Source organism: Streptomyces noursei (assembly GCF_016917755.1).
In the GTDB taxonomy this organism is placed as follows: Bacteria; Actinomycetota; Actinomycetes; order Streptomycetales; family Streptomycetaceae; genus Streptomyces; species Streptomyces yunnanensis.
In genome coordinates this window covers 4,637,378-4,661,206 of record NZ_CP070326.1, presented here as the reverse complement: position 1 = coordinate 4,661,206, position 23,829 = coordinate 4,637,378, and the positions used below count along the sequence as shown (strand labels likewise).

The window sequence follows — 23,829 nt, the reverse complement described above, 5'->3', positions numbered from 1 at the left end:
CATGAGGGTGCTCGCAGTCTTCCGCCGGGGGTTTTCCCCACCCCGGCGGAAGGGGCCGCGCCCCGCTCAGCGTCGGCCCGCGCCCGGTGCCGCCCCCGTCTCCGGCCGCGGGCGCCACGGCACCTCCGCCGTCACCCGGGTCGGCCCGCCCGCCGGCGAATCCAGCACGAACAGCCCGTCCACCGACCCCAGTCGGTCCGCGAGTCCGGCCATCCCGCTGCCGCCGTCGAGCCGCGCGCCGCCCCTCCCGTCGTCCTGCACCTGGAGCAGCAGCTTTCCCTCCCGTCGCCCACCACCGCCCTTGCCCGAGGGCCCTGCGGGCCCGCCCCCCTCCACCCGCCACACCTCCACCGACGCCTGCCGTGCGCCGCTGTGCTTGGAGACGTTCTGCAGCAGTTCGGAGACGGTGAAGTAGACGATCCCCTCGATGGCCGGCGCGGGGCGTTCGGCCAGGTCCACGGAGACGGTGACCGGCACCGTGCAGCGCCCGGCCAGCGACGTCAGCGCCGGGCCCAGGCCGCGGTCGGTGAGGATCGCCGGGTGGATGCCGCGGGCCAGGTCGCGCAGTTCCTGGAGCGCCAGCTTCACCTCGCCGTGCGCCTCGTCCACCATCGCCGCCACGCTCTCGTCGGCCTGTCCCTCGGCGAGCTTCTCCTTCGCCAGGCCGAGGCCCATGGCGAGCGCCACCAGCCGGGCCTGCGCGCCGTCGTGCAGATCCCGTTCGATCCGCCGCAGGTCGGCGGCGGCGGTGTCGGTGACCGTCATCCGGTCCGACTCCAGCTCCGCGATCCGCCGCTCCAGCTCGTCGGAGGGCGGCAGCAGCCCGCGCACCATCGCCCGGTCCACGTTGGACAGCCAGCGGGCCAGCCACGGCAGCACCGGCCAGCCCACGAACAGCGAGACCAGGACGAGGGAGAAGGTGAGGATGCCCCACGGCAGCCGGATCACCGTGAACAGCGCGTGCCGCCAGGCCACCGGGTCCTTCAGCCGCGCCCACAGCCACCCGAAGAACCCGTGCTGGCTCAGTCGCAGCGGGCTCGGTTCGGCCACCGCCACCCCGAGCCAGGCCCGCGCCCGGGCCCGTTCCAGCTTCCCGTAGAACCGACAGGCCGTCAGGCCCAGGGCCAGCAGCGGCAGTCCGACGACCGTGACGGAGAGCCCGAGCCCCAGCACCAACCAGACCACCAGCACCACGAACGCCGTCACGCTCAGGGGGAGGTTGGCCAGCAGATATCCGATCTCCCGCCAGGTCCAGCGGTCGAGCGGCGCCCGCGGGGGTGGGAGCGGCGCCCCGTCGGCGGCGTCGGTGTCGGCAGCGAGCTGGGAACTTTCCGTCATACGCCCCAGCTTGCCGGGCCCGGCACCGCTCTGCCATGGGGGCCGTCGGGTGGCGGGCGGGGGGTTTCCCCCACCCTCCGCCCGGGCGGCCCGGGTTGGCGCGCGACGCTGTGGACAGGGCGCGGCACCGGGACCGTATGGTGTTGCGGTGCAGAACGGCCGCGTGGACATGACGAGTGCGACGCCGGGTGCGGACGCGGGCCCCGGACAGCGCGGCGGCAGCGGCCGGACCGCGGCCCCGACGGCGCCCGCCGCGGCGCCCACCGGCCCGGCCGGCCCCCAGGACGGCCCGCGTTGGGACGACCGCGGCCGGACCCGGACCGCGGTCACCGCGAGCGTGCTGCTCGCCGCCGTCGCCGGGATCGCGGCGGGCACCTGGTACGGCGCCGGCGCCGCCCTCTGGCTGGGCGGCACGGCCGTCCTGGCCGCGGGCGGCGGCGCGGCGCTCACCGCGGCGCCCGCCCGGCGCGCCGCCGGCACCGCCCTGCTGCTCATCGGCGGCACCCTCGGCATCGTCGCCGCCTGGCAGGCGGCCCCCGGCGGCGCCGCCCGGCTCGCCGCCACCGGACTCGTCGCCGCGGTCGCGCTGGCCCTGCTCGGCCTCCGCACCGGCCTCGGCCGCGGCGGCCTCACCGGCGCGGCCACGCTCGCGCTCACGGTGGGCACCTGGGAGCTGCTGCTGGCCCTGACCGACCCGGTCCGCACCGGCGTCGCCCTCGGATTCCTCTCCGTCCTCGCCCTCGGGTCGCTGCCCTGGCTGGCGCTGCGCGCGGCCGGGCTGACCGGGTTGGACGACCGGCACGCCGGCACCACCACGGTCGGCCGTCACCGGGCGGCCGCCGCGCTGGCCGCCGCCCACCGGGGACTGGCCCCGGCCACCGTGGTGCTGGCGGCCTCGGCCGGCGCGGCCGGTGTGCTCGCGGCGGGCGCGCCCGGACTCTGGACGGTGCTCACCGCCCTGTTGCTGGCCGTCGTCCTGTTCTCCCGGGCCCGCGCCTACCCCCTGGCCGTGGAGGTGGTCGCGCTGCTCGCCGCCGGAACGGCCGTCTGCGTGCGGCTGGTCCTGCTCTGCGCGACGGACGGCGGCGCCCCGGCGCTCGCGCTCGCCGCGCTGTGCCTGCTGGTCGCCCTGCCGGTGGCGGCGCTCGCCGTCCGGCTGCCGGAACCGCTGCGGAACCGGCTGCGACGCTGGCTGGATCTGGTGGAGTCGGTGAGCATGGTGGCGCTGATCCCCGTGGGCCTCGGCGCGTTCGGGCTCTACGGGCTGCTGCTGGGCGGTTCCTGACGGGAGCGGGGCAACGGGCGAGGAGGCACGGAGCGGGCAGCGACCGGAGCGGTCGGGAGCAGTGGGGAACGGCCGGACGCGGTCGGGAGCGGTCGGGAGCGACTGAAAGTGGCCGGAAGTGATCGGAAGCGGTCGCGGGAGGGGAGGGTCGGTGCCGGCGGAGACGATGAGGTCGGCGGGGGCGACGCGGACGGCGGGGATGGCGGGGACGACGGGGACATCCTGTGAAGACCCGGCGGCGGTGGAACGTTCCGGCCGGCCCGGGGAGTTCGGAACGCAGGGCGAAGACCGGGAGGAGGTGAGGGCCGGATGACGACGGAGAGCACGGCACAGCCGGCGGCTGTGGCGGGTACGCCGGCAGTGGGCGGTGTTGCCGAGCCGGGTGGTCCTGTCGGTTCGGGTGGTTCTGTAGGCGCTGGTGGTGCGGTGGTGGCCGGCGGGGCGCCGGGCGCGCTGCCCGCGGCCGTACCGATGCCGCCGGCTGCGCCGCCCCCGCCCCCGCCCCCGCCCCCGACGCCGACCCAGCCCCAGCCCCTGACCCCGATGTCGACCCCGGCCCCGGCCCCGCCCTCGATGTCGCCGCCCCGGACGATGCCCGCGGCGGCCGAACCGTCCCCGTTCGACCCCGCGCCGACGACCGCGCCCGCGTCGGAGCCCGCGCCCGCAACGGCGCCCGCTCCGGTTGCCTCCGCGCCGGCTCCCGCCGCCGCTGCCCCGGCCGTGCCGCCGGCGTCCCCGCCCCCGCCGGCCCCTCAGGTCGCCTTGACCGGTCAGATCATCCAGGCCGGCCAGGTCATCCAGACCCCATCGGCCCCATCAGCACTATCAGCTCCATCGGGCACATCAGTTCCTCCGGCACCTCCGGCCGCCCCGGTCCCGCCGGCTGTCGCCCCGATCCCGCCGGCCGTTGCCCCGCTGCCGTCGGTCGCGCCCGCCCCTGGGGCCGCCCCGGGCCCCGGAGCCGCGCCCGCCCCCGGGCACTACGGGCGCTCCGGGCTGCCCGCGCGGACGCCGGTCTCCGTGCCGCTGCTGCCGCCCGAGTTGGCCGACGGACAGCCCCGGCCGCGCCGCGGCGACCCAGTGGCCCGGCGCGCGGGCCGGGCCCTGCGCCGGGTGTTCGCGTCCTCGCCCGCCGCCGAGACCGCCGCCCTGACCCGGGCCGCGCACGCCATCCAGCAACCGGTCTCCAGCGGTCGGCAGATCGCGGTGTCCAGCATCCGCGGCGGTGCCGGCAAGTCCACCGTCGCCGCCCTGCTCGCCCTGACCTTCGCGCACTACCGCCCCGACCCGGTGCTCGCCGTCGAGGCCGACCCGGCGCTGGGCACGCTCCCGCACCGGCTCGGCGCCCGCGAGGTCCGCTGGTCGGGCAGCGACCTCGCGCAGATCCTCGATCCGTCGATGCTGATCACGGACCTGACGGGCTATCTCCTCCCGTTCGCCGGCGGCGGTTGGCTGCTGCCCGGCAGCCAGGGCGCCATCGGCACCCGGCTGGACCTCGACACCTACCGCGTGGTGATGACCTCGCTGCGCCGCCACTTCGCCGCCACGGTGGTGGACTGCGAGACGCTGCCCGCCGAGGTGGCCCGCACCGCGCTGGTGACGACCCAGGCCCGGGTCCTGGTCACCCCGGCGACCCCGGAGGGCGTGGCCGCCACCCGTTCGGTACTGGACTGGGTCGGCGGTCTGCACCCCGGTCTGCTGCCGACCACGGTCGTGGTGCTCACCCACTCCTCGCCGGACAGCGGCGTCGACGCCCGCAAGGCCGCCGGGCATCTGGGCGCCGGCGGCGCGGCGGTGCTGCCGCTGCCCTACGACCGCCATCTGGCGGCGGGCGGCGCCATCCGCAGCGAGCTGCTGGGCGCCCGCACGCAGGAGGCGGCGGCGCGGATCGCGGCCGAGGTCATGGACCGTGCGGTCTCCCGGGACCCGGCCCGGCGCCGGCCGCCGCACCCGGTCCCCGCGCAGCAGCCGCACGCGGCACCGGCCGTGCCCCGTCACGCCCCGCCCCCGGCAGCGGCCCAGCCCCCGACCGCACCGCCGCCCCAACCCCCGGTGCACCAGCAGCACCCACAGCACCAGCCCCCACACCCGTCCCCGTACCAGCCCCACCCCCAGGCGCCCCCGCCGTCCGCCGACCCGCGCGCCGCGTACGGCGGCGGCACCCCGCGCTGACCGACGGGCCGCCGACGCACGGCGGCGCCCGCCCACCCGGTCCGCCGACCGGACGCCGGCCGTCCGATTCGTGAGACACCTGGTGAGACAACCTGGCCCGCCGTCTACGCTGCCGGCCACCCAGGAAGGGCGAAGCGGGGCCACCCCCACCGTCAGCGATGACACGGCTGCCCTACGCGGCCGGGGCAGGGCCTAGACTCCCGTCCGTACAGATCGTGTAAAAGTCGTTTCAAGAAGCGCAGTCAGGGAGCGAGGGGCGGACGTGCCGGACACGACCGTACGCACCACCGTCGCCGCGGACTATTTCCTGGGCTATTCGGCCGTCGGGATCATCGCCGTGGTCGGGGTGCTGTTCGTCGCCGTGGCCTTCGGGGCCGGGCGGCTGCTGCGTCCCGTGGTGCCCACGCCCGAGAAACTGCTGACGTACGAGTGCGGCGTGGATCCGGTCGGTGAGGGCTGGGCGCACACCCAGGTCCGCTACTACGTCTACGCCTTCCTCTACGTCGTCTTCGCCGTCGACTCGATCTTCCTGTTCCCCTGGGCGACGGTCTTCGCCGCGCCCGGATACGGCGGTGTGACGCTGGTGGAGATGTTCGTCTTCCTCGGCTTCCTCGCCGTCGGCCTGCTCTACGCGTACAAGAAGGGCGTCCTGGAATGGACGTGACCCCCGCTTCCGCCGGCTCCGAGACCGCGCCCGGGAGCGTCGCCCCCGAGTTCCTGCCGGAGCCGCGGCGCCTCGGCGCCCTGGCCCGGCTGGCCCCCGAACCCATGAAGGTGGTCCTCAACTGGGGCCGCCGCTACAGCCTGTGGGTCTTCAACTTCGGCCTGGCCTGCTGCGCCATCGAGTTCATCGCCGCGTCCATGGCCCGGCACGACTTCATCCGTCTCGGCGTGATCCCGTTCGCGCCCGGACCGCGCCAGGCGGACCTGATGGTCGTCTCCGGCACCGTCACCGACAAGATGGCGCCCGCGGTCAAGCGGCTCTACGAGCAGATGCCCGAGCCGAAGTACGTCATCTCCTTCGGCGCCTGCTCCAACTGCGGCGGCCCCTACTGGGATTCGTACGCGGTCACCAAGGGCGTCGACCAGATCATCCCGGTGGACGTCTACGTGCCCGGTTGCCCGCCCCGTCCGGAGGCGCTGCTCCAGGGCATCCTCAAGCTCCAGGAGAAGATCGCCCGCGAGTCGCTCGGCGAGCGCTACCAGCGTGCCGCCCGGCCGTCCGCCGCGGCCCTCCGCAGCGGCCTGGTGACCCCGCCGGCCGCCCCGGCGCCGGACGCGTCCGGTACCGCCGGTACCGCGGGGGAGGGACTCCAATGACCGAGCAGCCCCAGCAGCCGGCCGACCCGGCCGAGCCGCCCGCCGAGGAGCAGCAGACGGTCGGCTGGCTGCCGCGCCCTGCCGGCGCCCTCTTCGGCGCCGGTGCCACCGCGGAGCTGGCCTACGACCTGCTGACCGTCGACGTCCCGGCGGACGCCTGGATCGGCGCGCTGACCGTCGCCCGCGACGAGCTCGGCTGCACCTACTTCGACTGGCTGAGCGCCGTCGACGAGCCCGGCACCGGCTTCCGGATCTGCGCCCATCTCGCCGATGTCGCCCGCCCGGGCGCCGTCCGCCGGCTGATCGTCCGCACCACCGTGCCGCACGACACGCCCGTGCTGCCCACCGCCGTGGGCGTGTTCGCGGGCGCCGGCTGGCACGAGCGCGAGACCCACGAGATGTTCGGCGTGGACTTCACCGGCCACCCGCACCTGGTGCCGCTGCTCCTGCCGGACACGTTCGAGGGCCATCCGCTGCGCAAGGACTTCGTCCTGGCGGCCCGGGTCGCGAAGGCGTGGCCGGGGGCCAAGGAGCCGGGGGAGCCTGCGGCGGGCGCAGCGCACGGCGGGCCCAAGCGGCGGCAGATGCTGCCGCCGGGGGTGCCCGACCCCAACGAGTGGGGCCCGCTCAAGGGCCAGTTGCCGCCCGCCCCGGCGCGGCCGGCCCGCGGTGCCCGGGCGGCGGGGGCCGCAGGCGAGCGCCCGGCCCGGCGCACCCGTTCCGCGAGCGCGGGCTCGGCGAGCCAGCAGGCGGCGGCGACCGAGGCGCCAACCACCGAGGCGCCAACCACCGAGGCGGCGGCCGGCGCCCCGGCCGAACGCCCGGCCCGCGCCGCGCGCCCGGACCGGCCGCCCCGTCGCAACCGGTCGGTGAGCCAGGGCTCGGCCAGCCAGCAGGCGGCCGCCGCGCCCGAGCCCACCGCGCCCCCGGACGCCGCGCCCAAGGACGCCGCAGCCGAGGGCACCCCGGCCGCCCGGCGCCCCGCCGCGCCACCGCGCTCCGCCGACGCGCCCTGGCACCACGCCCGCCCGGCCTTCGAGGAAGCGGAGGCCGCCGGGAAGCCCGCGCCGGCCCCCGAGCCCGGACCGGCCGACGCACCGCCCGCCCAACGGCCCGAAGAGGAAGGAGGCGACACCCCGTGAGCGACACCCTCGCGCTGGTGCTGCGCCTGCTCGCCGTCTTCGTCGTCTTCCTGGTCTTCCCGCTGGTCATCGGCCAGACCGAGCACAAGGTCATGGCCCACATGCAGGGCCGCCTCGGCCCCATGTACGCCGGTGGCTTCCACGGCTGGGCACAGCTGGTCGCCGACGGCGTGAAGTTCGCGCAGAAGGAGGACGTCGTCCCGACCGGCGCCGACCGGCGGATCTTCCAGCTCGCGCCCGCGGTCGCCCTGCTGCCCTACCTCCTGGTCATGATCGCCATCCCGATCGGGCCGGGAAACGCCGTCGGGCAGGCGCTCGATGCCGGCGTCTTCTACGTGCTCGCCGTGATGGGCGTCGGCGTGCTCGGCTCCCTGATGGCGGGCTGGGCCTCGGCCAACAAGTTCTCGCTGCTCGGCGGTCTGCGGACGGCCGCGCAGCTGCTCGCCTACGAACTGCCGATGCTGCTGGCCGCCGCGTCCGTCGCGATGGCCGCCGGCACCCTGGCGCTGCCCGGCATCCTCGACGCCTTCCACTGGTGGTGGGTGCCGTGGCAGATCATCGGCGGCGTGGTGTTCTTCACCGCCGGGCTCGCCGAGCTCCAGCGACCGCCGTTCGACATGCCGGTCGCCGACTCGGAGATCATCTTCGGCGCGTACACCGAGTACACCGGACTGCGCTTCGCGCTCTTCCTGCTCGCCGAGTACGCCGGCATCGTCGTGCTCAGTGCGCTGACCGCGGTCCTCTTCCTGGGCGGCTGGCACGGTCCGTTCGGCGCCGACGGCCTGGGCTGGCTGTGGACGCTGGTCAAGACCGTGGCGCTCTGCTTCGTCGTCATCTGGCTGCGGGTCACCTACCCGCGGCTGCGCGAGGACCAGCTGCAAAAGCTCGCCTGGACGGTCCTGATCCCGCTGGCGCTCGTCCAGATCGCCCTCACCGGCGTCGTCAAGGTGGTGATCTCCTAAAGTGGGTATCCCCGGTTCCGGCCTCGCCAAGGGTCTGGCCGTCACGCTCCGCACGATGACGCGGAAGTCCGTCACCGCGCAGTACCCGGACGTCCAGCCCGACCTCCCGCCGCGCACCCGCGGCGTCATCGGGCTGTTCGAGGAGAACTGCACGGTCTGCATGCTGTGCGCCCGCGAGTGCCCCGACTGGTGCATCTACATCGACTCCCACAAGGAGACGGTGCCGCCGGCCGCCCCCGGGGGCCGGGAGCGCAGCCGCAACGTCCTGGACCGCTTCGCGATCGACTTCGCGCTGTGCATGTACTGCGGCATCTGCATCGAGGTCTGCCCCTTCGACGCGCTGTTCTGGTCGCCGGAGTTCGAGTACGCCGAGACCGACATCCGCGAGCTCACCCACGAGCGCGACAAGCTGCGCGAGTGGATGTGGACGGTGCCCGAGCCGCCCGCGCTGGACCCGGCGGCCGAGGAGCCCAAGGAGATCGCCGCCGCCCGCAAGGCCGCGGACAAGCTCGCCGCCCAGCAGGCCGCCGCCGCCCCGCAACCGCCCCCGGTCAGCACCGCTGACCCGACCGACACCCAGGAGGGAACGTGACGCTCGCCGCCGCAAGCCACGGCTTCCTCTCGCCCACCGGCGTCGAGATCGCCTTCGTCCTCGTCGGCATCGCCACCCTCGGCGCCGCCCTGATGACCGTCGGCTCCCGGCAGTTGGTGCACGCCGCGCTGTGGCTGGTGGTCGCCCTCGGCGGGATCGCCGTGGAATACCTCCTGCTCACCGCCGAGTTCATCGCCTGGGTGCAGGTGCTGATCTACGTCGGGTCGGTGGTCGTGCTGCTGCTGTTCGGGCTGATGCTCACCAAGGCGCCCATCGGCCCGTCCCCGGACGCCGATTCCGGCAACCGCTGGGTCGCGCTGACGGTGGCCGGAGCCGCGGCCGCGGCCCTGGTCTGGGTCGTCGTCGACGCCTTCCGCGCCACCTGGATCGACCTCGACGGGGCCGCTCAGGGCTCCGCAGAGGCCGCCGGGCGCAGCCTGTTCCGCTTCTGGGTGCTGCCCTTCGAGGCGCTCTCCGTCCTGCTGCTCGCCGCGCTGGTCGGGGCGGTCGCGCTGTCCCGCCGGGGCGGCGGCGCGAAGGGCGCCGCCGAGACCTTGGCGCCCGCCGCGCGGGAGGGGCGGCTCTGATGCATCTCGCGTACCCGGCGGTCCTCGCCGTCCTCCTCTTCTGCACCGGCCTGTACGGCGTGCTCGCACGCCGCAACGCGATCCTGGTGCTGATGTCCGTCGAGCTGATGCTCAACGCCGTCAACCTCAACCTCGTCGCCTTCGACGTCTGGCTGCGCGACACCCTGCACGCCGGCCAGGCGCTCACCCTCTTCACCATCGCCGTCGCCGCCGCCGAGATCGGCATCGGGCTGGCGATCGTGCTGCTCGTCTACCGCAACCGCGGCAGCTCCGACATCGACCGGCTCCGCGACCTCGCCGAGCGGCCGTCCGGGCCGGACGGCGCGGGCAGCGCGGACGCACCACGGCAGCCGCAGCCGGACACCGGGGCGGAGGCCACCGCGTGACTCTCACGACCACCGCCGTACTCGCCCCCCTCCTGCCCTTCCTCGGGGCCGTCGTCGGCCTCCTCCTGGGGCGCCGCTCGCCCGGCTTCGTCCGGCCGCTGGCCGTCCTGCCGACGCTGGCCGCGGCGGTGCTGACCGTCGCCGTCGCCGTCGGCCAGGGCGGCGGCCCGGCCACCGACGTCGCCACCCGGCTCACCCCGACCGGCTCGCTCCCCATCGACCTGGCGCTGCACATCGACGGCTTCGCCGCGCTGATCGGCGTCCTCGTCGGCGTGGTGGCGACCTGCGTGCAGATCTACTCCACGGCGTACCTGCGCGACGATCCGCGCTACCCCTCCTACGCCGCCCTGGTCTCGCTCTTCACCTCCGCGATGCTGCTGGTCGTCTACACCGGCGACCTGATGGTGCTGCTGGTCGGCTGGGAAGTCATGGGCATCTGCTCGTACTTCCTCGTCGGCCACTACTGGGAGACCGAGGCCGCCCGCGCCGCCTCCCTGAAGGCGTTCCTCGTCACCAAGCTCGGCGACGTGCCCTTCCTCTTCGGCATCTTCGCGCTGGCCGCCGACGCCGGGACCTTCCGGATCACCGGCATCCTGGGCCACGTCGCCCGCGACGGCCTGCACCACCCGACGCTGATCGCGCTGCTGCTGCTGGCCGGCGTCGCCGGCAAGTCGGCGCAGTTCCCGCTGCACACCTGGCTCCCGGACGCGATGGCCGGCCCGACGCCGGTCTCCGCGCTCATCCACGCCGCGACGATGGTCGCCGCCGGCGTCTACGTCGTCGCCCGCCTGCTGCCGGTCTTCGCCGCCTCCGCCGCTGCGCTGGTCGTGCTCGCCGTGATGGCCGCGGTGACCATGGTCGGCTCCGCCCTGGCCGCGCTCGCCCAGGACGACATCAAGCGCGTGCTGGCCTATTCGACCGTCGGCCAGCTCGGCTACATGACCGGCGCGCTGGCCGTCGGCGACCGCGGCGCGGCCGTCTTCCACCTCCTGTCGCACGGTGCGTTCAAGGCCCTCCTCTTCCTCGGCGCGGGCGTGATCATCCACGCCGCTGGCACCAACTCGCTGGCCGCCATGTCCCGGATGGGCGGCCTGGCCCGGCGCATCCCGGACGCCTTCTGGACGGTCACCGTCGCGCTGCTCGCGCTCGCCGCCATCCCGCCGTTCGCCGGCTTCTTCTCCAAGGAAGCCGTCCTGGGTGCCGCCGAGCACGCCGCTACCGGCCACGCGGCCGGCATCCCCGGCGCCGCCGGCTGGACCGTCCTGCTCTCCGGACTGCTCACCGCCCTCCTCACCGCCGCCTACGCCACCCGGCTGTGGCTGCTGACGTTCTGCGGGACCGGCCCCGAGGCCCCCGATCACGGCCCGCAGCCGCGCGCGATGACCGCCGTGCTGTGGGTGCTCTTCCTCCCCACCGTCGGCTTCGGCCTGACCGCCACCTTCCTGCCCGCCTGGTTCGACGGGCGCTCGCTCACCCCGACCCTCACCACCTCCGTGCTGGGCACCGGTGTCGCCCTCGTCGGCGGCCTGATCACCTACGCCGCCTGGCGCCACGCCCACCCGTCGCCCGGCCACCGCCCCTCACCGAGCCGCTCCGCGGCGCCCCCTTCGCCTGCCCTCGCCACCCGCACCCCGCTCGGCGCGGTGGCCGTGGCGGAGGACGCCACCCCCGCGCTCGCCGAGGAACTGGCCATCGTCACCCACCCCCCGGCCTACGGCGACGCCGCCGGCGCCCCGGACCCGGCCGACCCCGGTCGGCTCCTGCTGGGCCCGCTGCACCGCCATGCGGCCGCCGGCTTCCACCTCGACGCGGTCTACTCCGCGCTGTTCGTCCGGCCCGTCCGCGCCGCCGCGGAGCTGGTCCGCTTCCTGGACCGCGCCGTCGTCGACACCTACGTCAGCGGCGCGGGCACCGCCCCCCGCTGGCTGGGCGCCGCCGTCCGCCGTGCCCAGACCGGCAACGTGCAGACCTACCTCGGGGCGCTGTTGGCCGGCGCGCTCGTCCTGGGCGTCGCCGCCGTCCTCGTCGCCACGGGCACGGGAGCCTGACCGTGCCGCCATCCCCCGGGGGCCGACCCCCGCACCCCCAGCCGACAGTCCTCGCGGCCTGCCTCGCCGGAGCCGAACCCCGCAGGAGGGCCTGACCCGTGAACCACACCGCCCTGCAGATCCTCCTCGCGGGCTCCGTCGTGCTCCCCCTGATCGGCGCGCTCGCGGCGCTGCTGCCGGCCCCGCCCGGCCTGAAGGGGAAGAACCCCGACCAGGCCGTGCTGCGCCACGGCGTGACCGTCACCGGCGTGGTGTTCGCCGCGACCCTCGCGCTGGCCGTCGGCTTCGACCGCGGTCACCCGGCGCGTATGCAGGCCACCACCGACCTCAGCTGGATCCCGGCGCTGGGCATCCGTGTCCACCTCGGCGTCGACGGCATCTCGCTCCCCCTCGTCGTCCTGACCGCGCTGCTGACCTTCCTCTGCGCCCTCTACAGCTACTTCAACATGCCAACGGGCCCGTCCCCCAAGGCATTCGTCGCGCTGATCCTCGTCCTGGAATCCGGCACCCTCGCGACCTTCGCCGTCCTGGACCTGATGCTCTTCTTCCTCGCCTTCGAGATGGTCCTCATCCCGATGTACTTCCTCATCGCCCGCTGGGGCGGCGCCGGAAGGCAGGCGGCGGCCTGGAAGTTCATCCTCTACACGCTGCTCGGCTCCGTCGTCATGCTGCTGGGCCTCCTCCTCATCGGCGTGAAATCCGGCACCTTCGACATGGTCGCACTGGCCACTGACAACGGCCCGAAAGCCCAGCTCAGCCATACCGTGCAGCTCGTCGCGGTGCTCGCCGTCGGCATCGGACTGGCCGTCAAGTCCCCGATGTGGCCGCTGCACAGCTGGCTGCCGGACGCGCACACCGCCGCCCCCACCGTCGGCTCGGTGCTGCTGGCCGGCGTCCTGCTGAAGATGGGCACCTACGGCTTCGTCCGGATCGCGCTGCCGATCACGCCCGACGGCATGCACACCTTCGCGCCCTACCTCGCCGCGCTGGCCGCCGTCGGCATCGTCTACGGCTCGCTGGCCTGCCTCGCCCTCGTCCGCACCGGCGCCAAGGGAGACCTCAAGCGCCTGATCGCCTACAGCTCCGTCGGCCACATGGGCTTCGTCCTGCTCGGCATCGCCAGCATGACCCCCACCGGCGTCAACGGCGCGCTGTTCGCCAACATCGCCCACGGCCTGATCACCGGCCTGCTCTTCTTCCTCGTCGGCGGCCTCAAGGACCGCCTGGGCAGCACCGACCTGGACACCCTGTCCCGCCCGTCGCCCGGCCACCGCCCCTCAACGAGCGGCTCTGCCGCGCCCCTTCCCGTCGCCACCGGCGCCGCCCTCTACGGCCGCGCGCCCCGCTTCGGCGGCCTGCTCGCCTTCGCCGCCGTCGCCTCCCTGGGCCTGCCCGGACTGGCCGGCTTCTGGGGCGAGATGCTGGCGATGTTCGGCGCCTTCCGCCCGGCCGCCGGCCTCAGCCGCCCCGCGTTCCTGACGTTCATGGCGCTGGCCGGCCTCGGCACGCTGCTGACCGCCGCGTACCTGCTGCTGGTCGTCCGCCGGGTCTGCATGGGCGGCACCCTGAAGGCCCCGACCTCCCCGCAGGACACCGGCGGGCCGGCCGCCGCCCCCGCCCTCCCCGACCTCGCGCGCTACGAATACGCGGCCTGGAGCCCCCTGGCCGTCCTCACCGTCCTCGCCGGACTGTGGCCCGCGGCCCTCCTCGGCCTCACCAACCCGGCCGTCCAGCAGCTCCTCGGAGGCGGTAAGTGATGAGTCAGGTCACCTCGCTGGTCCAGTCCGTCGACTGGCTCGCCATCGCCCCGCCCACCCTCACCGCCGCCGTCGCCCTGGTGGTGCTGGTCGCCGACCTCTTCCTGCCGACCGCCCGGAAGCCCCTGTTGGGCTGGCTCGCCACCGCCGGCCTGGCCGCCTCCGCGCTCCTGCTGCTGCCCCTCCTGGACGGCCGCCGCCGCACCTTCTGCCTCGCCCACCCGTCGCCCGCCACCACCCCGGGCGGAGAGCGCTCCGCGCTCGCAGCGACCATGCCCGACGCGTGCAGCTACGTGGCCGACCACTTCACCCTGATCGTCCAGTTCCTGGTGCTCGGTGGCGCGCTCCTGACGGCGCTGCTGTCCATCGACACCCTCAAGGACCACGACCTGCCCGCCGGGGAGTACTGGTTCCTGCTGCTCTCCTCCGCGGCCGGCGCCGCCCTGCTGCCCGCCTCCCGGGACCTGGCCACCCTGGTCATCGCCCTGGAGGTCGCGTCGCTGCCCGCCTTCGCCCTGGTCGGTCTGCGCCGTGGCGACCGGCTCTCCTCCGAGGCGGCACTGAAGTTCTTCCTCTCCTCGGTGGCCGCCACCGCCGTGATGCTCCTCGGTGTCAGCTTCGTCTACGCAGCCACCGGGAGCCTCCACCTCTCCCGGGTGGCGCACGCCCTGGCCGCCCTCCCCGACCCCCGCCTGGCCACCCTGGCCAGCGCCGGCGTCGCGCTCACCCTCGTCGGCTTCGCCTTCAAGACCGCCGCCGCCCCGTTCCACTTCTGGGTGCCCGACACCTACGTCGGCGCGCCGCTGCCGATCGCCGCGTACCTCTCCGTGGTCGGCAAGGCCGTCGGCTTCTCCGGCCTGATCCTGGTCACCGTCCAGGGCTTCCCCGCCTACGCGGACGTCTGGGGCCCGGCGCTGGCCGTGCTGGCCGCGCTCACCATGACCGTCGGCAACGCCGCCGCCCTCCGCCAGGACCCGGACCGCGCCCACAGCGCGGTCCGCCTGCTCGCCTGGTCCTCGGTCGGCCAGGCCGGCTACCTGCTGGTCCCGATCGCCGCGGCCGGCTACACCCACGCCCCCGCGCACGCCATCGGCGCAACCGTCGCCTACGCCCTGATGTACGCCGCGGTGAACCTCGGCGCCTTCGCTGTCGCCGCCCTGGTGGCCCGCACCAGTCCCGCCAACCGCCTCGCCGACTACCGGGGCCTCTACCACCGCCGCCCCCTGGTGGCGCTCGCCCTCGGCTTCTTCCTGCTGTGCCTCGCGGGCCTGCCGCCGGGCATCATCGGCCTGTTCGCCAAGGTGACGGTCTTCTCCGCGGCGGTCGACGCCGGGCTCGGCTGGCTCGCCGTCGTCATGGCCGTGAACGTCGTGATCGCGCTCTACTACTACCTCCAGTGGACGGCGGTCCTCTTCCGGCCCGCCGAGACCCCGGCCGGCGAGCCCGCCGGAGCGCCCCGCGCCCCGATCCCGGCTGCCCTCACCACCGCCCTGGCCCTCGCCACCGTGCTGGGCGTCGCCCTCTCCGGCGCCCCCCAGCTCGTCCTCCGGTTCGCCGCCGGCGCCCTCCTCTAGGGCCTGTCCCGCCGTACGGCGGACGGCAGCCCCGTCCGCCCACCGGCCACCCCTCCGGCCGCGCCCCGCCCGCCCTCCGACCAGGCACGGGCCGGGGAACCACCCCCGCCCCTCTCGCGTTGACCAGTGAGTAAGGGTCCACTGGAGAGTGGAGAAACGAAGCAAAGGGTTCCCCTGCCGCACCACTTGGAGGGCGTACCGTGCACCGCCGGCACAACGGGCTCAGGACCGCCGTACTCCTCGGGGGACTGTCCGCACTCATCATCGTCATCGGCAGTCTTTTCGGCCGTACGGGCCTGATCGTCGCGGTCCTGGTCGCCGTGGGCACCAACGCCTACGCGTACTGGAACAGCGACAAGCTCGCCCTGCGCGCGATGCGGGCCCGCCCGGTCAGCGAGTTCGAGGCGCCCCAGCTCTACCGCATGGTCCGCGAGCTCTCGACCGCCGCCCGCCAGCCCATGCCGCGGCTGTACATCTCCCCGACCCAGGCCCCCAACGCCTTCGCCACCGGCCGCAATCCGCGCAACGCCGCGGTCTGCTGCACCGACGGCATCCTGCGGATCCTCGACGAGCGCGAGCTGCGCGGCGTGATCGGCCACGAGCTCAGCCACGTCTACAACCGCGACATCCTGATCTCCTCCGTCGCCGGCGCGCTGGCCTCGGTCGTGATGTTCCTGGTCAACTTCGCCTGGCTGATCCCCGTGGGCCGCTCCGACGATGACGACGAGGGCCCGGGCCTCCTGGGCACGCTGCTGATCATGATCCTCGGCCCGGTGGCGGCCTCGCTGATCCAGCTCGCCGTCAGCCGCTCCCGCGAGTACCAGGCCGACGCCTCCGGCGCCCAGCTCACCGGCGACCCGCTCGCCCTGGCCTCCGCGCTCCGCAAGCTGGAGATCGGCACCCAGCAGCTCCCGCTGCCCCCCGAGCCCCGATTGGAGACCGCCGGCCACATGATGATCGCCAATCCGTTCCGCCGCGGTGAGGGCCTCTCCCGCCTCTTCTCCACCCACCCGCCGATGCGCGAGCGCATCGCCCGGCTGGAGCAGATGGCCGGCCACCACCGCCCCTGAGGCCGATCGCCGACCGCCCCTTGGGGGACAGGTGCGCGAAACACGCAACGTTTCCCGCGGCCGGCGGCGTCTAGGACGGCGGAACCACTCCCCGACCTGCCCCTGGAAGGCTGCCGATCATGAAGTTCATCCTCAACATCCTCTGGCTGGTCCTCAGCGGCTTCTGGATGGCGGTCGGCTACGTCATCGCCGGAATCATCTGCTGCGTCCTCATTGTCACGATTCCATTCGGGATTGCGTCGTTCCGCATCGCGGGCTACGCCCTGTGGCCGTTCGGCCGGACGGCGGTGGAGCGTCGCGACGCCGGCGCCGGTTCGGCGATCGGCAACCTGATCTGGATCATCTTCGCCGGGTGGTGGCTGGCCCTCGGCCACATCGTCACCGGCGTCGTCCAGTGCGTGACGATCATCGGGATCCCGCTCGGCATCGCCAACTTCAAGATGATCCCGCTCTCCCTGCTGCCGCTGGGCCGCGAGATCGTCCCCACCGACCAGCCGTTCGCCACCCGCTGACCCTCAGGCCGGCAGGGCGCGCACCAGCCCCCTCGGGGCCGTGAACCGCCGGAAGCCCAGCGGCTGCACGCCGTCCAGCCCGCCGAGGAAGCGCATCATCGGCCCGCCGTCCCGCAGCCGGGTGTCCACCACCCGCTGGTGGGACTGCGGGTCGGCCCATTCGCTGTAGTCGACGACCCGGGTGCCGTCCTCGGAGAGGTGGAAGTACGAGGCGATCGCGCCGTCCCCGGCCCGCCGCCCGTCGGCCCGCTCCAGCAGCCCGTCGACCAGCCGTCGCGCCGTGTCCTCCCCGGCCGTCCGGAACGCCGTCCGCACCACGCACCCGGGCGCCGGTGGCTCCCCGCCCGGCGGCAGGCTCGCGTAGAGCCGGAACGTCCCCGGCCCGCCGGTGCCGACGCCCCCGACGCCGTCCAGCAGCGCGGCCAGCCGGTCCGTCAGCCCCGCGGCCCCGGTCCGCAGGAACTCCCGGCGCGCCGCATGGCTGGTCCACTGGCCGTAGTTGAGCACGCTCCGCCCGTCCGTCCCGGCGAACAGCACCCGGGACAGCAGCCCGTCCGGCAGCGGCGCCTCCGCCCAGAGGCGGGCCACCCCGTCCATCACCGCCCGCTGCCGCTCCGGGCCGCCCGTGTCCCACTCGCCGATCAGCACCGCCCCGGCGTCCGGCCGTCGGACCTCGGGAAACACATCGCCCCGGAACCCGGCCGGCGACGACGCGGGCGCGGAAGGAGGCGTGGGGAAAGGCGTGTCGGCAGTCATGCGACCACCCTGCGACCTCAACCAGGCTTGAGGTCAACCCCCGTGTCCCGCAACGCCGTTGGGGCGGCGCGCTCCCGTGTCGCGCCGCCCCAACGGCTCCCGCCCGTCACCCGCCCTCGGCGGGGATGCTCAGCGGTAGTTGACGAACTGGATCGCGAAGTCCAGGTCCTTGCCGCGCAGCAGCTGCTGGACGGCCTGCAGGTCGTCCCGGCTCTTGGAGGTGACGCGCAGTTCGTCGCCCTGCACCTGCGCCTTGACGCCCTTCGGCCCCTCGTCGCGGATGATCTTGGCGACCTTCTTCGCGTTCTCCTGGGAGATGCCCTCCTCCATCGAGGCGGAGATCCTGTACTCCTTGCCCGACGCCTGCGGCTCGCCGGCGTCCAGCGCCTTGAGCGAGATGCCGCGCTTGATCAGCTTGGACTGAAAGATGTCCAGGACGGCCTTCACCCGCTCCTCGGCGCTGGCCCGCATCTCGATCTTCTCGCCCGACCACTGGATCGACGCGTCCACGCCCTTGAAGTCGTAGCGCTGCGAGATCTCCTTGGCGGCTTGGTTGAGGGCGTTGTCGACCTCCTGCCGCTCGACCTTCGAGACGATGTCGAAACTGGAGTCGGCCATGGTGGATTGGCTCCTCGTAGGTAGATCCATCAGAGATGCGGCCCTTCCCGGACCGCCTGCCAAGCCTAGCCACCCGGCCAAGATCCAGCGCTCCCGAATCGAGTGGCAAAGCACCCCCTGTCATCGGGTATGGTTTACGTCGTTGCCAGGGAACACCGCCCCACAGCGGGATCCCGGACGACACCCCCGGCGGTGTGCCCGAGCGGCCAAAGGGAGCAGACTGTAAATCTGCCGGCTTCGCCTTCCCAGGTTCGAATCCTGGCGCCGCCACAGCCATGAAGAACCCCTGAATCGTAGGAATACGGTTCAGGGGTTCTTTGCGTTGCCTCCCCCCGGTCCCGTCTTTCGGGTGGCGGCGCGGCCCGCAGGACGCGGCGGGTGAATTTTCCGCGTCCGGTGCGGCGCGCCGCCGGCCAGGTCTTACGGCCTCCCGGGCGCGCTTTCGTCGGCTCGTTCGGCGCCGACGCCGCCGTCGACTACTCGGCCGACGACTGGCCGGAGCGGGTCCGCGAGGTCGCGCCCGGGGGAGTGGACCTGGTCCTGGACTCCGTCGGCGGCGAGATCCTGCGGCAGAGCCTCGACCTGTTGGCGCCGTTCGGTCGCGTCGTGGTCTACGGGGCCGCCGGCAGCGAACTGCTCGACGTCCCCGTGACCAGCCTCTTCGCGCTCCGGACGGTCGTCGGGTTCTCCCTGCTGGCCTGGCGCGCGGCGGCCCCGGAACGGGCCCGCGCGGAGATGACCGAACTGGCCTGCCACGCGGCGTCCGGACGGCTGCGCACCGCCGTCCATGCCCGGTTCCCGCTCGCCGACGCGCCCGCCGTGCACCGGCTCATCGAGGAGCGGTCGCACCTCGGCCGGATCCTGGTCCTGCCGCAGCGGGGCCGGCCGCGGGCGCCGGACGCCGCTGGGGCGCCGCCCGCCGCCACCGGGTCCCCGGACGGCCCGGTGGCCGCCACGGGGCGGCGGAGACGCCCTCAGGCCCGCGCGGGGACATCCGCCGCCGCGGGCCTCAGTGCGACGCCACGTTCCGCACCGCGTCCGCCACCGGCACGTCCCCGCCGATCAGTTCCAGCGTCCGGCCGGCCGTGTCCGGCTCCTCCAGCAGCGCCGCCAGCACGACCGCCACGTCGTCCCGCGACACCGCCCCGCGCCCGGTCGCGTCGGCCAGCGTCACCTGGCCGGTACCGGGATCGTCGGTGAGCCGGCCCGGACGCAGGATCGTCCAGTCCAGCCCGGCCCGGGCCCGTACATCGGCGTCCGCGGCGCCCTTGGCCCGCAGATAGGCCGCGAAGACCGGATCGGTGCCCTCCGGGGGCTCCCGGTCCGCGCCCATCGCCGAGACGACCACGAAGCGCCGTACGCCGGCCGCCTCGGCGGCGTCCGCGAACAGCGTCGCCGCGCCGCGGTCCACCGTGTCCTTGCGCGCGGCGCCGCTGCCCGGCCCGGCGCCCGCCGCGAAGACGGCCGCGTCCGCCCCCTCCAGATGCCGGGCGACATCGCCCACCGACGCCGACTCCAGGTCGCAGACCACCGGTTCGGCACCCGCGGCCAGCAGATCGCCGGCCTGTTCCGGCCGCCGGACGATCCCCGCGACCTCGTCCCCGCGCGCATGCAGCAACCGCTCCAGCCGCAGCGCGATCTGACCATGTCCACCTGCGATGACAATGCGCATGCTGCCGACCGTACGCCCAACCGCCCCGCCACACCCGGGGACAGGGCCTAGCGCTGCGACTGGCGGGGCAACTCCAGTGCCACGTCCACCGAATCGCAGTACTCGCGCACCGCACTGGTGCGCGCCACCACGCGCCCCCGGTGCACCACGATCCGGCTGTACGCCAACGAGAGCACCCCGGCGATCCGCTCCCCGCGCACCGCCAGCAACTCCGCCGGGAAGCCTGCCTCGACGCGCACCTCCGGCAGCCCCAACGTGGCCCGCGCCGCCGAACTCACCGTCTCGTACGCCGCCTCGGGGGTGGCCTCCCCCAAGGACGCCAGCAGGTACGCGGCCTCCAACGGGTCGCCCCGGCCCACCGGATTGGCCGCGTCCCGCAGCGCCCCGCTGCCCGCCGCCACCCGCACCCCGGCCGCCCGCAGCAGCCGCACCGGCGCCGGCCGCGACACCCGGGTGCCGTTGCGCTCCAGGCCCGTGCAGTCGCCCTGCGGCAGACAGACGACGGTGACGTCGGCGGCCGCCAACTGCTCCGCGACCCGGGCCGCCACGCTCCGCGGCATCCGTGCCATCCCGGCACACGGCCCGATCGCCACCCCCGGCCGCAGCCCGCCGCACATCGTCGCGACGCGCGCCAACCGCGCCGGGTCGTCGCCGTCGGTGTGCAGGTCCACCGGGCAGCCGTGCTCGCCGGCCACCTCCAGGACGGCCTCCACGTACCCGGTCGGGTCGGGGTCCAGGTCCGGGCAGCCGCCGATGACCGTGGCGCCCATCTTGACCGCGTCCCGCAGCATCGCCAGCCCGTTCGCGCCGGCCACTCCCGTCAGTACCCGCGGCACCGCCACCGCCGCCAGGTCCGCCAGCCCGCGCAGCGCCCGGCGGGCCTGGAGCACCGCCTGCAGCGCCCCCAGTCCCTGGACGCCGCCGATCCGCACATGGCTGCGGGAGGCCGTGGCCCCGTGCCCGAGCTGCAGCAGCGCCGCCTCGGTGGTCCGGCGCTGGACGTCCTCGGTGGAGTCGGAGGCCGGCCCGTCGGCGTCCGCGGTCAGTGCGGTGTCGCAGTGCGCGTGCGGCTCGGCCGGGGCCGGCAGCAGCAGATAGCCGGCGAGGTCCACCCGGGCGCCCTGCGAAGCGAGGCTGCCGGCCGTGCCGACCGCTTCGATGCGCCCGCCGCCGAGCCGGACGTCCACGGTGCGGCCGTCGGCGAGCCGGGCGCCGCACAGGACCAGCGCACCGGAATCCGGCCGGCTGTACCGGCCGGCACCCCCAGGCTTCCCCGGCTGCGGTGAACTGCTGTCGGACATCGCGCTCCTCGAAGCCACGGCGTGCAAGATCACGCGGTGTGGATCCGAGCCTAGGGCGCCCCCCGGAGAGCTTCGCGCAGGCGCGGAATAGTCGTACTGACGTGGTGCGGGGGGCTGCTGGGGCGCGACGCGGATTCGGATTTCACGTTTGGCGGCGGGCCGTGTAATGTCTTCATCGCTCGCCCCAATAGCTCAGTCGGCAGAGCGTCTCCATGGTAAGGAGAAGGTCTACGGTTCGATTCCGTATTGGGGCTCTGGTGTGTGAGGTACCTCGTCCTCGGACGGGTGACTCGCGCATCGCAGCGGTGTAGCTCAGTCGGTAGAGCAAGCGGCTCATAATCGCTGTGTCACCGGTTCAAGTCCGGTCACCGCTACTAACAGTAGCCGATTGTGGGGTCGGTCCTCCGGTCGGCTACTCTTCTATGCGTTCAAATCGACTATCCGTCCGTCAAGGAGCACTCACGTGGCTGCCACCGACGTCCGCCCGAAGATCACGCTGGCCTGCGTGGAGTGCAAGGAGCGGAACTACATCACCAAGAAGAACCGGCGCAACGACCCGGACCGCCTTGAGATGAAGAAGCACTGCCCGCGCTGCAACGCGCACACCGCGCACCGCGAGACGCGATAACTCAGGCTCGTCTGTGAGGCCGTCCCCATTCCCTGGGGGCGGCCTCGCGGCATTAGCACCGTCAGTTCAGGGAGGTTGCGAGCCCATGGCGCTCGACCAGTCATTCGTCGGACGCACGTACCCGCCCACCGACCCGTACGAGGTCGGGCGGGAAAAGATCCGCGAATTCGCCGAGGCGATCGGTGACACCAACCCCGCCTACACGGACACCGAAGCCGCCAAGGCCCTCGGTCACCCCGATGTGATCGCGCCGCCGACTTTTGTGTTTGCCATCACATTCAAGGCTGCCGGGCTGGTCGTCGCGGATCCGCAACTCGGCCTGGACTACAGCCGGGTGGTCCACGGCGACCAGAAGTTCGCCTACCGGCGTCCGGTGCGCGCCGGCGACCGGCTGACTGTGACCTCCACCATCGAAGCGATCCGGTCCATGGCCGGCAACGAGGTCATCGACATCCGTGGCGAGGTGCACGACGAGGCCGGCGAACACGTTGTGACCGCCCTCACCAAGCTCGTCGCCCGGCCCGCTGAGGAGTCCTGAGATGACCGCGAAGATTGCCTACGACGACGTCGAGGTCGGCACCGAACTCCCCGCGCAGACCTTCCCTGTGACCCGCGCCACGCTCGTCCAGTACGCCGGCGCCTCCGGGGACTTCAACCCGATCCACTGGAACGAGAAGTTCGCCAAGGAGGTCGGACTGCCGGACGTCATCGCACACGGCATGTTCACCATGGCCTCGGCGGTCCGGGTGGTCACCGACTGGGTCGGCGACCCGGGCGCGGTCGCCGAGTACGGCGTGCGCTTCACCAAGCCCGTCGTGGTGCCCAACGACGGGACCGGTGCGCTGATCGAGGTCAGCGGCACGGTCGCGGCCAAGCTCGACGACGCGGAGCGGACCGTCCGCGTCGACCTCACCGCCAAGAGCGCCGGCCAGAAGGTGCTGGGCATGTCCCGCGCCGTGGTCCGGCTCGCCTGACGCAGCCGCGTGGGGCGGCCGGCCCGATGCCGCCGGACCGCCCCCGTACCCTTGGGCGCGTGCAGGAACTCCACGTAGAGCACGGTGCTCCCCTCGCCCCGCTGACCACCTTCCGCCTCGGCGGCCCCGCGACCCGGCTCGTCACGGCCACCACCGACGACGAGGTGGTCGCGGCCGTCCGCGAAGCCGACGAGGCAGGCAGCCCGCTGCTGATCATCGGCGGCGGCAGCAATCTCGTCATCGGCGACAAGGGCTTCGACGGCACCGCCCTGCGCATCGCCACCCGCGGTGTCGCCGTCGACGGCACGTCCCTGGAACTCGCCGCGGGCGAGAACTGGTCCGACGCCGTCGCCCGCACCGTCGAGGCCGGACTGGCCGGCGTCGAGTGCCTGGCCGGCATCCCCGGCTCGGCCGGCGCCACCCCGATCCAGAACGTCGGCGCCTACGGCCAGGACGTCTCCGAGACCCTCACCGAGGTCGTCGCCTACGACCGCCGCACCGGCGAGACGGTCACCCTCGCCAACGAGGAGTGCGGCTTCTCGTACCGCCACAGCCGCTTCAAGCAGCACCCCGACCGGTACGTCGTGCTGCGGGTCCGCTTCGCCCTGGAGGACGCGGACGGACTCTCCGCGCCCCTGAAGTACGACCAGACGGCCCGCGCCCTCGGGGTCGGCACCGGGGACCGGGTGCCGCTCGCCGTCGCCCGCAAGACCGTCCTGGCGCTCCGGGCCGGCAAGGGCATGGTGCTGGACGCCGAGGACCACGACACCTGGTCGGCCGGCTCCTTCTTCACCAACCCCGTCCTCAGCGAGGCCGAGCACGCCGACCTCGTCCGGCGGGTCCACGACCGTCTCGGCCCCGACGCCGCGCCGCCCGCCTTCCCGGACGGCGACGGCCGGGTGAAGACCTCCGCGGCCTGGCTGATCGACCGCGCCGGCTTCACCAAGGGCTACGGCAGCGGCCCGGCCCGGATCTCCACCAAGCACACCCTCGCCCTCACCAACCGTGGCCGGGCCACCACCGAGGACCTGCTCGCGCTGGCCCGCGAGGTCCGCGACGGCGTCCACGACGCCTTCGGGGTCACCCTGGTCAACGAACCGGTGACGGTCGGCGTCAGCCTGTAGGGGCCGCGGAG

At 74.1% G+C, this 23,829-nt stretch carries 23 protein-coding genes, 3 tRNA genes and 1 pseudogene; 22 read left to right on the top strand and 5 right to left on the bottom strand.

The features are described from left to right. Nucleotides 1-66 precede the first annotated feature (66 nt). A complete protein-coding gene (locus JNO44_RS20525) occupies nt 67-1,338 on the bottom strand; it encodes a sensor histidine kinase (RefSeq protein ID WP_205365587.1) in 1,272 nt (423 codons plus the stop codon). A 148-nt stretch (nt 1,339-1,486) separates the two neighbouring features. Between JNO44_RS20525 and JNO44_RS20520 the strand changes: the two genes are divergently transcribed. The 14 genes from JNO44_RS20520 (at nt 1,487) to JNO44_RS20455 (ending at nt 16,745) form a co-directional block, all read left to right on the top strand. After that, nucleotides 1,487-2,623, top strand: coding sequence for a secretion protein snm4 (locus tag JNO44_RS20520; protein WP_205365586.1), 1,137 nt, complete (start codon nt 1,487-1,489; stop codon nt 2,621-2,623). A 1,020-nt stretch (nt 2,624-3,643) separates the two neighbouring features. After that, entirely contained in the window at nt 3,644-4,795 is a 1,152-nt protein-coding gene (locus JNO44_RS20515; RefSeq protein WP_235093630.1) for a hypothetical protein, read from the top strand. Between the two features lie 262 nt (nt 4,796-5,057). Beyond that, the gene (locus JNO44_RS20510) at nt 5,058-5,459 is read left to right on the top strand and encodes an NADH-quinone oxidoreductase subunit A (protein ID WP_073442664.1); all 402 of its coding nucleotides are present in this window, start codon (nt 5,058-5,060) and stop codon (nt 5,457-5,459) included. Continuing rightward, entirely contained in the window at nt 5,450-6,115 is a 666-nt protein-coding gene (locus JNO44_RS20505) for an NADH-quinone oxidoreductase subunit B (RefSeq protein ID WP_205365585.1), read from the top strand. The genes JNO44_RS20510 and JNO44_RS20505 overlap by 10 nt, the downstream gene beginning before the upstream one ends. Next, entirely contained in the window at nt 6,112-7,257 is a 1,146-nt protein-coding gene (locus JNO44_RS20500; protein ID WP_205365584.1) for an NADH-quinone oxidoreductase subunit C, read from the top strand. The genes JNO44_RS20505 and JNO44_RS20500 overlap by 4 nt, the downstream gene beginning before the upstream one ends. Next, entirely contained in the window at nt 7,254-8,219 is a 966-nt protein-coding gene (locus tag JNO44_RS20495) for a complex I subunit 1/NuoH family protein (RefSeq protein ID WP_205365583.1), read from the top strand. The genes JNO44_RS20500 and JNO44_RS20495 overlap by 4 nt, the downstream gene beginning before the upstream one ends. 55 nt (nt 8,220-8,274) lie before the next feature. After that, nucleotides 8,275-8,811: a 4Fe-4S binding protein gene (locus JNO44_RS20490; protein WP_240167597.1), complete on the top strand. Its 537-nt coding sequence runs from the start codon at nt 8,275-8,277 to the stop codon at nt 8,809-8,811. Beyond that, nucleotides 8,808-9,398, top strand: a complete 591-nt coding sequence (locus JNO44_RS20485; RefSeq protein WP_205365582.1) for an NADH-quinone oxidoreductase subunit J family protein — start codon at nt 8,808-8,810, stop codon at nt 9,396-9,398. Before JNO44_RS20490 ends, JNO44_RS20485 begins: the two co-directional genes overlap by 4 nt. Then, on the top strand, nt 9,398-9,784 hold the full coding sequence (gene nuoK / locus JNO44_RS20480) for an NADH-quinone oxidoreductase subunit NuoK (protein WP_067349927.1): 387 nt from the start codon (nt 9,398-9,400) through the stop codon (nt 9,782-9,784). Before JNO44_RS20485 ends, nuoK begins: the two co-directional genes overlap by 1 nt. Continuing rightward, nucleotides 9,781-11,832, top strand: coding sequence for an NADH-quinone oxidoreductase subunit 5 family protein (locus JNO44_RS20475; protein WP_205365581.1), 2,052 nt, complete (start codon nt 9,781-9,783; stop codon nt 11,830-11,832). The genes nuoK and JNO44_RS20475 overlap by 4 nt, the downstream gene beginning before the upstream one ends. Before the next feature lie 113 nt (nt 11,833-11,945). Continuing rightward, nucleotides 11,946-13,589 carry a complex I subunit 4 family protein gene (locus JNO44_RS20470; RefSeq protein ID WP_205370115.1) on the top strand — a complete coding sequence of 548 codons (1,644 nt, stop codon included), beginning with the start codon at nt 11,946-11,948 and terminating at the stop codon, nt 13,587-13,589. Continuing rightward, nucleotides 13,589-15,163, top strand: a complete 1,575-nt coding sequence (locus JNO44_RS20465; RefSeq protein WP_205365580.1) for an NADH-quinone oxidoreductase subunit N — start codon at nt 13,589-13,591, stop codon at nt 15,161-15,163. The genes JNO44_RS20470 and JNO44_RS20465 overlap by 1 nt, the downstream gene beginning before the upstream one ends. Before the next feature lie 200 nt (nt 15,164-15,363). Continuing rightward, nucleotides 15,364-16,233 carry a zinc metalloprotease HtpX gene (gene htpX / locus JNO44_RS20460; protein WP_039635276.1) on the top strand — a complete coding sequence of 290 codons (870 nt, stop codon included), beginning with the start codon at nt 15,364-15,366 and terminating at the stop codon, nt 16,231-16,233. A 119-nt stretch (nt 16,234-16,352) separates the two neighbouring features. Next, nucleotides 16,353-16,745 (top strand): YccF domain-containing protein, encoded by a 393-nt coding sequence (locus JNO44_RS20455; RefSeq protein ID WP_205365579.1) that lies wholly within the window; start codon nt 16,353-16,355, stop codon nt 16,743-16,745. A 3-nt stretch (nt 16,746-16,748) separates the two neighbouring features. On the opposite strand, the gene JNO44_RS20450 is transcribed toward JNO44_RS20455, so the two are convergent. Further along, a complete protein-coding gene (locus tag JNO44_RS20450) occupies nt 16,749-17,501 on the bottom strand; it encodes a hypothetical protein (protein WP_205365578.1) in 753 nt (250 codons plus the stop codon). A 129-nt stretch (nt 17,502-17,630) separates the two neighbouring features. Then, complete coding sequence (locus JNO44_RS20445) at nt 17,631-18,119, bottom strand: YajQ family cyclic di-GMP-binding protein (RefSeq protein ID WP_039635280.1); 489 nt, start codon at nt 18,117-18,119, stop codon at nt 17,631-17,633. Nucleotides 18,120-18,307: 188 nt separating this feature from the next. On the opposite strand from JNO44_RS20445, the gene JNO44_RS20440 reads away from it, so the two are divergent. Both JNO44_RS20440 and JNO44_RS20435 read left to right on the top strand, forming a co-directional pair. Continuing rightward, nucleotides 18,308-18,389, top strand: a tRNA-Tyr gene (locus JNO44_RS20440). 108 nt (nt 18,390-18,497) lie between these two features. Further along, nucleotides 18,498-18,926, top strand: a pseudogene (locus tag JNO44_RS20435) (zinc-binding dehydrogenase); the annotation flags it as partial. A 202-nt stretch (nt 18,927-19,128) separates the two neighbouring features. Here the strand turns inward: JNO44_RS20435 and JNO44_RS20430 are convergent. Both JNO44_RS20430 and JNO44_RS20425 read right to left on the bottom strand, forming a co-directional pair. Continuing rightward, entirely contained in the window at nt 19,129-19,791 is a 663-nt protein-coding gene (locus JNO44_RS20430; RefSeq protein WP_205365577.1) for an NAD(P)H-binding protein, read from the bottom strand. Nucleotides 19,792-19,838: 47 nt separating this feature from the next. Further along, nucleotides 19,839-21,092, bottom strand: a complete 1,254-nt coding sequence (locus JNO44_RS20425) for an amidohydrolase family protein (protein ID WP_205365576.1) — start codon at nt 21,090-21,092, stop codon at nt 19,839-19,841. Between the two features lie 181 nt (nt 21,093-21,273). On the opposite strand from JNO44_RS20425, the gene JNO44_RS20420 reads away from it, so the two are divergent. From JNO44_RS20420 to JNO44_RS20395, 6 genes are all read left to right on the top strand, one after another. Next, nucleotides 21,274-21,346 (top strand) — tRNA-Thr (locus tag JNO44_RS20420). Between the two features lie 47 nt (nt 21,347-21,393). Then, nucleotides 21,394-21,466, top strand: a tRNA-Met gene (locus tag JNO44_RS20415). Between the two features lie 89 nt (nt 21,467-21,555). Continuing rightward, nucleotides 21,556-21,720: a 50S ribosomal protein L33 gene (rpmG, locus tag JNO44_RS20410; protein WP_004571794.1), complete on the top strand. Its 165-nt coding sequence runs from the start codon at nt 21,556-21,558 to the stop codon at nt 21,718-21,720. Between the two features lie 85 nt (nt 21,721-21,805). After that, the gene (locus tag JNO44_RS20405) at nt 21,806-22,258 is read left to right on the top strand and encodes a MaoC family dehydratase N-terminal domain-containing protein (RefSeq protein ID WP_067349949.1); all 453 of its coding nucleotides are present in this window, start codon (nt 21,806-21,808) and stop codon (nt 22,256-22,258) included. Nucleotide 22,259: 1 nt separating this feature from the next. Next, the gene (locus JNO44_RS20400; RefSeq protein WP_039635291.1) at nt 22,260-22,694 is read left to right on the top strand and encodes a MaoC family dehydratase; all 435 of its coding nucleotides are present in this window, start codon (nt 22,260-22,262) and stop codon (nt 22,692-22,694) included. Nucleotides 22,695-22,753: 59 nt separating this feature from the next. After that, a complete protein-coding gene (locus tag JNO44_RS20395) occupies nt 22,754-23,818 on the top strand; it encodes a UDP-N-acetylmuramate dehydrogenase (RefSeq protein WP_205365575.1) in 1,065 nt (354 codons plus the stop codon). Nucleotides 23,819-23,829 lie beyond the last annotated feature (11 nt).